Consider the following 8151-nt stretch of genomic DNA (forward strand, 5'->3'; position numbering starts at 1 on the left):
CGGCGTGCGCGGCGTGCTCGGCGCCGGCACCGGGCTCGGCATGGTCTTCATGGTCTGGACCGGCAAGAGCTATCAGGTCGTGCCCTCCGAAGGGGGCAAGGTGGATTTCGCGCCGATCAACGAAATACAGAACCGGCTGTGGGGCTATCTGCGCCATCGCCGGGAGCGGGTCGGCTACGAGACGGTGCTCTCCGGGCGCGGCATGGAGCGCATCTACGCGTTCCTGAGCGAAGCCGATACGATACGCATCCGAACCGCAGGCGGCGGCACGCAGGAAGCTTCGCTGCCCGCAGCCGAGATCACGTCGCGCGCGCTCGAAGGCAGCGATCCACGGGCGGTGTCGGCCATAAACCTGTTTCTCGAAATCTACGGTGCGGTTGCGGGCAATTTCGCGCTCACGCTGCTCTCCCGGGGCGGACTCTATGTCGCCGGCGGCATCGCGCCGCGGCTCGCCGCGTTGTTCGCGCAGAGCGCCTTCATGGATGCGTTCTGCGCCAAGGGCAAATTCGCCGAGCTGATGCGAACCATCCCCGTCCACGTCGTCATGTCCCCCGATGTGGGCCTGCGCGGCGCGGTCGCCATCGCCGTCGAGGCCGCTTCGGCCTGAAACGCCAGCCATTCGAGAACCACACCACCCCGGCGCTGCGCGCCACCCCTCCTCGTGAGAGGAGGGGAAAGCCAACCACTCCCCTCCTCGTCGAGGAGGGGCTGGACGCGACAACGTCGCGGACGGGGTGGTCTCACGCGACCGAAAACCACACCACCCCGCCTCCCTTCGCCGGCGCCCCTCCTCGTGAGCAGTATTGGCCCCGCAGGCGGGCAGGCGCGGTTAAGAAACCTGGTTGGGTTTCTTGAGAGCGGAGGGGAAACGAAGCTTTCGCCGTTCGGTGAGCGAGCGCGAGCGCCTATAATTCAGGCCCTTCGGTCGTATTCCGGGACCGCTTGGCCCGCGCATGAATCTGTTCGCCGCATGAATCTGTTCGCCTTCGGCATCAACCACCAGACTGCGCCGCTCACGGTGCGCGAGCAGGTGGCATTCCATGCCGAGCGCTTGGCGCAGGCCTTGCGCGATCTGGTCGAGCGCCGCCCGGTCAAGGAAGCCGCCATTCTTTCCACCTGCAATCGCACCGAGGTCTACTGCAATACCGATCAGCCGGCGGCCGCGGTCGATTGGCTGGCGCACTATCACCATCTGCCGCCCGAGGGGCTGGAGCCTTATCTCTATCGCCTGCCGCAGGGGCAGGCGGTCCAGCACGCGTTTCGGGTCGCCTCCGGGCTCGATTCCATGATGCTGGGCGAGGCGCAAATTCTCGGCCAGATGAAGGATGCGGTGCGCTCGGCCGAGGAAGCCGGCACGCTCGGCATGCTGTTGAATCGTCTGTTCCAGCGCACGTTCTCGGTGGCGAAGGACGTGCGCACGCACACCGAGATCGGCACCAACGCCGTGTCGATGGCGTCCATCGCCGTGCGCCTGGCCGAGGAGATCTACCCGAGTGTGGCCGAGTGCCGGGTTTTGTTCGTCGGTGCGGGCGAGATGATCGGGCTCTGCGCCACGCATTTCGCGGCACGCCGGCCCAAGGCGCTCACCTTCGCCAACCGCACCGCCGAGCGTGCCAACGAACTGGCGGTGCGCCACATGGGACACTCGATTGCGCTGAACGACGTCGCCGCGAGCCTTGCCACGCACGACATCGTCATCGCCAGCACCGCGAGCCCGCTGCCGATCATCGGCAAGGGCACGGTGGAAAGCGCGCTCAAAGCGCGCAAGCATCGCCCGATGCTGCTCGTCGACCTGGCCGTGCCGCGCGACATCGAGCCCGAAGTCGGCAGTCTCGGCGACGCATTCGTCTACACGGTCGACGATCTCGGCCGAATCGCTGCCGAGGGCTTGAGCGCGCGCTCGGGCGCGGTGCTGCAGGCCGAAGCCATCATCGATACCGAGGTGCGCGACTTCATGCACTGGATGAGCGCGCGCGGCGCCGTACCGGCGATACGGGCCTTGCGCGACCAGGCCGAGCGCAGCCGCCGGCACGAGCTGGAACGCGCGCTCAAGGCGCTCGAACGCGGCGAGGACGCGCGCAAGGTGATCGAGCGCCTGAGCGAAGCGCTCACCAACAAGCTCATGCATCCACCGACGCACGCGTTGAACGCGGCCTCCGAAGCCGAGCGCGAGACGCTTGCGCAGACGTTGGCGCGCATCTACCAGATCCATCGCGAATGAAACCCAGCATCGCCCGCAAACTCGACCAGCTCACCGGCCGGCTGGATGAGCTCAATGCACTGCTCGCGTCCGAGGACGTGACGGCGAACATGGACAACTTCCGCAAGTTGAGCCGCGAGCACGCCGAGATCGACCCGGTTGTCACTCTCTATCGCACCTACCTGCAAAGCGAGCGCGACACTCTGACCGCGCAGGAGATGGCGCAGGATCCGGAGATGCGCGAATTCGCCGAGGCCGAGATGCGCGAGTCGCGCGATCGGATGGAGCACATCGAAGCGGAGCTGCAACGCAGCCTGCTCCCCAAGGACCCGAACGACGAGCGCAACCTCTTCCTGGAGATCCGCGCAGGCACCGGCGGGGACGAATCGGCGCTGTTCGCCGCCGATCTGTTTCGCATGTATTCGCGCCATGCCGAGCGCCGGCGCTGGCGCGTCGAGATCCTGTCGGCGAGTCACAGCGATCTGGGCGGCTACAAGGAGATCATCGCGCGCGTGAGCGGCGAGAGCGCGTACTCGCGGCTCAAGTTCGAATCCGGCGGTCACCGGGTGCAGCGCGTGCCCGTGACCGAGACGCAGGGCCGCATCCACACCTCGGCCTGCACGGTCGCGGTCATGCCCGAGGCCGACGAGGTCAGCGACGTGGTGCTCAACCCGGCCGAGCTGCGCATCGATACTTTCCGTGCCTCGGGCGCGGGCGGCCAGCACATCAACAAGACCGATTCGGCGGTGCGCGTGACACACCTGCCGACCGGGATCGTGGTGGAATGTCAGAACGACCGCTCACAGCACAAGAACAAGGCGCAGGCGCTCGCCATCCTGGCCGCGCGCATCAAGGACCAGCAAGTGAGCGCGCAACAGCAGAAGGTCGCCGCCGAGCGCAAGCTGCTCGTCGGCAGCGGCGATCGCTCCGAGCGCATCCGCACCTACAACTTTCCCCAGGGCCGGGTGACCGAACACCGCATCAACCTCACGCTGTACAAGATCGCGGCCATCATGGACGGCGACCTGGACGAGCTGCTGAACGCGCTCGCCTCCGAGCACCAGGCCGAGCAGCTCGCGCAACTGGCCGAAGCGGGTTGAGCGCGCCTCGCATGGCTGGGTCGACGGTGAGTGCAGCACCGGAAACGGTCGGCGCCGCCATGCGCCTGGCCGGGCTCGATCCCGTGGATGCGCGCGTGTTGCTGCAGCACGTGCTCGGGATCTCGCATGCCGCGCTGCTCGCACATGACGAGCGGGTGTTGAGCGAAGACGAGCGTCGCCGCTTCGTGGCATTGGCTGCCCGCCGTGCGCACGGAGAGCCGGTCGCCTACTTGTTGGGATGGCGGGAGTTCTACGGCCGCTGCTTCACGGTGGGACCGGCGGTGCTGATTCCCCGGCCGGAGACCGAGCTGTTGATCGACCAGGTCCTGCAGCACCTGCCGACTGCCGCGAGGATCGAAGTGCTCGACCTCGGCACCGGCAGCGGCAACATCGCGCTCACCCTTGCGCTCGAGAGGCCGCACTGCGCGGTCACGGCAGTCGATGCGAGCGGCTGCGCGCTGGCGATGGCGCTCGAGAATGCGCGGGCGCTGCGCGCCGGTAACATCGAATTTGTGCAAGGCGACTGGTACGGTCCCGTGACGGACCGCTGGTTCGACCTGGTCGTCTCCAATCCGCCCTACGTTGCCGAGACCGATCCGCATCTCGGGCTCGGCGACCTTCGCTTCGAACCGGCGGCCGCGTTGCGCGCGGGAGCCGACGGCCTGGCAGCGATCCGGCAGATCGTCGCGCGGGCGCCCGGGCATCTGCGAGCGAACGGCTGGCTTCTTATCGAGCACGGTTGCGATCAGGCCGACGCCTGCCAGCGTCTGCTCGCCGATGCAGGTTTCGTCGAGGTGACGACGGCGTGCGACCTGGCGGAACTGCCGCGAGTCAGCGGCGGTCGTAGGGCGCGTTGATTGGCGGTCTAACTCGGGCGCGGCATCGTCGTTGCGACAGCGACCATGCTTGACCGCGCAAGATCACCCCGGTAGACTCAAATCCGACAAATACGGTCAAGTATTGGAGGCCTCCGATGAGCGTGCAAGACACCATCAAGCAACAGGTGACGGACAACAAGGTCGTGCTCTACATGAAGGGCTCGCCCGATTTTCCGCAATGCGGATTTTCCGCCCGCGTTGTCCAGGTGCTACGCGCCTGCGGCGTCGACGACATCTACAGCATCGATGTGCTGCAGGATGCGGACATCCGGCAGGGAATCAAGGACTACGCCAACTGGCCGACCATCCCGCAGCTGTACGTCAACGGCGAGCTCGTCGGCGGCTCGGACATCATCACCGAGATGTACCAGTCCGGCGAGCTGCAGAAGCTGCTGACGTAACGCGGATACGCGCGAAGCTCGAGAAAGCCGTCACCCTCGCGCAAGCGGGGTCAGAATAAGCGGACAGTCTGGATTCCCGTTTACACGGGAATGACGCTCTCGCCCTCTCGATCCCACGAAAAATGGCACGCGATGGATCGCTACGGGATCGGCCGCGCGCGCCGATAAGGGCGGCAGGTCAGACGCAGTCGCTCGCGCGTGCGCGGGCGAATCTGGTGTGTCCACGGCGTTTCCCGCGCCGCGAGCCATTCCGGTGAAGCGCAAACTTCGGGGCTGGTCAGGTGATACACCGCGATGTACTTGGACGTGCCCTCGGTGGCGATGAAGCGGCGCGCGCTGAGCACGCCGGGCACTTTGGACAGGTTGGGCAAGTGCTCCTCGTCCATCCAGCGCGCGTAGTCGTCCTCGGCGCCGGGCTCGAGGTTGAATCCCATGAAGAGCAAACCGCCGCAATCGCGCGGTGAAATGACATTGCCCGGCGTGATCTGCTCGCCCGCGAAGCGCAGCACGCGCTGGCACATCGGCATGAGCCGCCGCGTCCACGGCGACGGATTGCGATAGCCGATCGGCAGGTATTGCGGGCTCTGCAGCACATCGACCGACTGCAGGTCGTAGATCGCCAGCGCAACCTTGGGATTGGCGACATCCACCCAGCGTTCGAGCGTGAGAAACCCGGGCACCTTTTCGCGGTCGGGAATGTGCTCGGTGTCGTACCAGTCGTTGAATTCATCTTCCGGGCAGGCGCTGATATCGAACGCGGCCATCAGCAATCCGAGCGGCTTGGTCATTGCACAGTGCTCCTTCGTCGTCTCCGGAACCGCGCCCCAGAGTATCGCTCACGCGCGCGATCTTGGTCGCCTCTAGGAAAGCGTCTCGTCTTCCGCATTGAACACCAGCCAGTAGCGCGTCCCCCGTTGCTGTCCGGTGCGACGCAGAGCGCCCAGAGCCACCATCTCGGCGAGATCGCGCCGCGCGGTAGCCGGGGGTGCGCCGGTGATGCTTTGATAGTTGCCGGCCGAGAGTCCACCCTCGAAACCATCGGGGCCCTCGCGCATGACGCGCAGGAGGGCTTTCTCCTGTCGGGCGTTGAGCTGTCCGCGCAACCTATCGAACAGCCTGGTCTTGCCGATCAAAAATTCCAGCCAGCGTAGCGTGTGGTTTTGGGCGGCCAGCACCGTGTCAGCGAACCAGCTGAGCCATCGGTCCACCTGCAACCCCTTGTTCGCGAGCTCGAGCTCGAGATAGTACTGGCTGCGCTGCCGTTCAATAGTGAGCGACAACGCACTCAGGCTGGGCTGCCCCGTCCCTTGGGCCAGAGCCTTCTCGGCAATGGCGCGACCGACACGGCCATTGCCGTCCTCAAACGGATGGATGCACTCGAAGTAGAGATGCGCCAGACCTGCGCGGGCGAGCGCCGGCAGCGGTGTCGATCCGCCCGGGACAGTATCATTGAACCAGCGGCAGAATCTTGCCATCTCCTCGGGCACGAGGGCCGAGGGCGGCGCCTCGAAATGCACCTTGGGTGCGTGCACAGGACCGGAGACCACCTGCATCGGCTCGTCGTGCGTGCGCCAGCACCCGACCCTCAAATTGTCATTTCCCTTCATCAGCAGCCGGTGCCAGGCAAACATCGTGTCTTGCACCAGCGGCGCGGCGTAGCTGCGATACAGGTCGGTGAGCAGTTCGGCGATGCCTTGCTCCGCGGGTGTTACCCGGCGGCCGTCGCTTTGCAGGCCAAACTGACGGCGCAGGGAGGATTGCACGCTGTCACGGTTGAGGATCTCGCCTTCGATCTCGGACGTCTTGAGCGCCTCCGTGCTCATCAGCTCGATGACAAGCTGCAGGTGTTCATGGTCGGGCAGATGACGCACCGTGCCCACCACGATACCGGTGCGCTGCAAGAACGCTGCTTCCCGTGCGGCCAGAGCCTCCGGCTGGAAGCGGAATCGCGGCCAGTCGGGGTCCTGCCAATTCCATCTCATGAGCGATACTTTAGCATGTTAACGCTCATAAAATCTCGATAAGTGAGCGATACCGGGGAGACTTACCGCTAACCACTGCGCCTATCCGCTTCCCCCAACGCCGTTTTGCTTCGCACTGAATTTCGACCGACCGGGTAAGGCGCCTTGGAGCGGTGCGCCAAGTAGAATGCCCGAATCCTGCGCAAACGACGCTCGTTATGAACGAATCGATCGCTCTGGTCACCGGAGGCTCGCGCGGCATCGGCCGTGCGATCTGCGAGGCGCTGGCGCGCCAGCACTGGCAAGTCGTCGCGGTCGCACGAGATCAGCAAGCCCTTGCGGCAACGGTCGCGGCGATCGCGGCCGCGGGTGGCCGCTGCGAGTACCTGACATGCGACGCGCGCGATCGAAGCGCTATCGAGCACTGTGTCACCGGGGTCGAGCGGCGGCACGGGAAGATCGACCTGCTGGTGAACAATGCAGGCGGCGGGACCGCGGGCCGGCCGCTCGGCGCCGACGAGATGCCCGATCAGGAATGGGTCGACATGATCGATCTCAACCTGACCAGCGTGTATCGATTCTGCCGTGCCGCGCTGCCGGCGATGAAAGCAAGACGATCCGGCTGTATCGTGAACGTGGCCTCGGTGGCCGCGCATGTCGCGAGCAACCTCTCGAACGCCGCCTACACGGCCGCCAAGACCGGCATGGTGGGGCTGTCACGCCATCTCGCGAAGGAGCTCGGCCCGTTCGGCATTCGCGTCAACACCATCGCGCCGGGTATCGTTGCCTCCGAGCGCGTCGCGGCGAAGTACGAAACATATAGCGACGCCGAGCGGGCCGGCCTGCTCGCGCGCATTCCGCTCGGACGCATCGGGCGGGTCGAGGAAGTCGCCTCGGTGGTCGCCTTCCTCGGCTCCGACGCCGCTTCCTACATCCATGGCGCGCTGATCGACATCAACGGCGGGCTGTTCATGGATTAGGCGGCGCGGCCGCTGCACCCGCCTGCGATTCGAGCGCGCGAATCACGCGACAGGGATTGCCGGCTGCAAATACATCCTCCGGGACATCGCGCGTCACGACGCTGCCGGCACCGATCACCGCGCGTGAGCCGATCTGCACGCCCGGCAGGATGATCGCGCCACCCCCCACCCAGACGTCAGCGCCGATCTCGACCGGCTTGCCGAACTCCTGTTGCCTGCGCAGGGCGGCATCGAACGGGTGCATGGGCGTATAGATTTGCACCGCCGGGCCGAACAGCGTGAAGTCGCCGATCCGCACCCGGCAGACATCGAGCACGACGCAGTTGAAGTTGAAGAAGACGCGCTCTCCGAGCTCGATGTTGGCGCCGTAATCGCAGTAGAACGGCGGCTGCATCCAGACCGAATCCCCGCCTTTGCCGAACAGCTGCTCGAGGATGCGCCGGCGTTCATCCGGCTGCGACTCGCGGCTCGCGTTCAGCGCCTGGCACAGATCGCGAGCACGCACGCGCGCCGCGACCAGTTGCGGATCGAATGGGTCGTACAACTCGCCGTCCAGCATCTTTTCGCATTCGCTCTTCATCTCGGCTCTCGATCCCTCGGAGGTCCCGGAGCGGGTAAGGTCTTTACCCTT

The 8151-nt window shown here is 65.7% G+C and carries 9 protein-coding genes; 6 read left to right on the top strand and 3 right to left on the bottom strand.

Annotation, left to right across the window (positions count from 1 at the left end):
* The 5 genes from GEV05_29420 to grxD all read left to right on the top strand — a co-directional run.
* Positions 1-607: glucokinase (locus GEV05_29420; GenBank protein ID MPZ47410.1), on the top strand; the 607-nt coding region annotated here is incomplete at its 5' end.
* Positions 608-970: 363 nt separating this feature from the next.
* On the top strand, positions 971-2221 hold the full coding sequence (locus GEV05_29425) for a glutamyl-tRNA reductase (protein ID MPZ47411.1): 1251 nt from the start codon (positions 971-973) through the stop codon (positions 2219-2221).
* Positions 2218-3300, top strand: coding sequence for a peptide chain release factor 1 (prfA, locus tag GEV05_29430; GenBank protein MPZ47412.1), 1083 nt, complete (start codon positions 2218-2220; stop codon positions 3298-3300). Before GEV05_29425 ends, prfA begins: the two co-directional genes overlap by 4 nt.
* Before the next feature lie 11 nt (positions 3301-3311).
* Positions 3312-4157, top strand: coding sequence for a peptide chain release factor N(5)-glutamine methyltransferase (gene prmC / locus GEV05_29435; protein MPZ47413.1), 846 nt, complete (start codon positions 3312-3314; stop codon positions 4155-4157).
* A 116-nt stretch (positions 4158-4273) separates the two neighbouring features.
* Entirely contained in the window at positions 4274-4579 is a 306-nt protein-coding gene (gene grxD, locus GEV05_29440) for a Grx4 family monothiol glutaredoxin (protein ID MPZ47414.1), read from the top strand.
* A 140-nt stretch (positions 4580-4719) separates the two neighbouring features.
* On the opposite strand, the gene GEV05_29445 is transcribed toward grxD, so the two are convergent.
* A complete protein-coding gene (locus GEV05_29445; protein MPZ47415.1) occupies positions 4720-5367 on the bottom strand; it encodes a hypothetical protein in 648 nt (215 codons plus the stop codon).
* A gap of 72 nt (positions 5368-5439) precedes the next feature.
* A complete protein-coding gene (locus GEV05_29450) occupies positions 5440-6561 on the bottom strand; it encodes a DUF4172 domain-containing protein (GenBank protein MPZ47416.1) in 1122 nt (373 codons plus the stop codon).
* Between the two features lie 197 nt (positions 6562-6758).
* Here GEV05_29450 and GEV05_29455 point away from each other — a divergent pair, with 197 nt between their 5' ends.
* Positions 6759-7520: an SDR family oxidoreductase gene (locus GEV05_29455; GenBank protein ID MPZ47417.1), complete on the top strand. Its 762-nt coding sequence runs from the start codon at positions 6759-6761 to the stop codon at positions 7518-7520.
* Here the strand turns inward: GEV05_29455 and GEV05_29460 are convergent.
* Positions 7510-8100, bottom strand: coding sequence for a sugar O-acetyltransferase (locus GEV05_29460; protein MPZ47418.1), 591 nt, complete (start codon positions 8098-8100; stop codon positions 7510-7512). The two genes, GEV05_29455 and GEV05_29460, sit on opposite strands and share 11 nt — an antisense overlap.
* Positions 8101-8151: the final 51 nt, after the last annotated feature.

It is taken from the genome of Betaproteobacteria bacterium, from assembly GCA_009377585.1.
Taxonomy (GTDB): domain Bacteria; phylum Pseudomonadota; class Gammaproteobacteria; order Burkholderiales; family WYBJ01; genus WYBJ01.

What these genes read in the sequence shown, in the direction of transcription:
- GEV05_29425 (MPZ47411.1), top strand. Translation starts at nt 971, where the DNA reads ATGAATCTGTTCGCCTTCGGCATCAACCACCAGACTGCGCCGCTCACG.
- prfA (MPZ47412.1), top strand. Translation starts at nt 2,218, where the DNA reads ATGAAACCCAGCATCGCCCGCAAACTCGACCAGCTCACCGGCCGGCTG.
- prmC (MPZ47413.1), top strand. Translation starts at nt 3,312, where the DNA reads ATGGCTGGGTCGACGGTGAGTGCAGCACCGGAAACGGTCGGCGCCGCC.
- grxD (MPZ47414.1), top strand. Translation starts at nt 4,274, where the DNA reads ATGAGCGTGCAAGACACCATCAAGCAACAGGTGACGGACAACAAGGTC.
- GEV05_29445 (MPZ47415.1), bottom strand. Translation starts at nt 5,367, where the DNA reads ATGACCAAGCCGCTCGGATTGCTGATGGCCGCGTTCGATATCAGCGCC.
- GEV05_29450 (MPZ47416.1), bottom strand. Translation starts at nt 6,561, where the DNA reads ATGAGATGGAATTGGCAGGACCCCGACTGGCCGCGATTCCGCTTCCAG.
- GEV05_29455 (MPZ47417.1), top strand. Translation starts at nt 6,759, where the DNA reads ATGAACGAATCGATCGCTCTGGTCACCGGAGGCTCGCGCGGCATCGGC.
- GEV05_29460 (MPZ47418.1), bottom strand. Translation starts at nt 8,100, where the DNA reads ATGAAGAGCGAATGCGAAAAGATGCTGGACGGCGAGTTGTACGACCCA.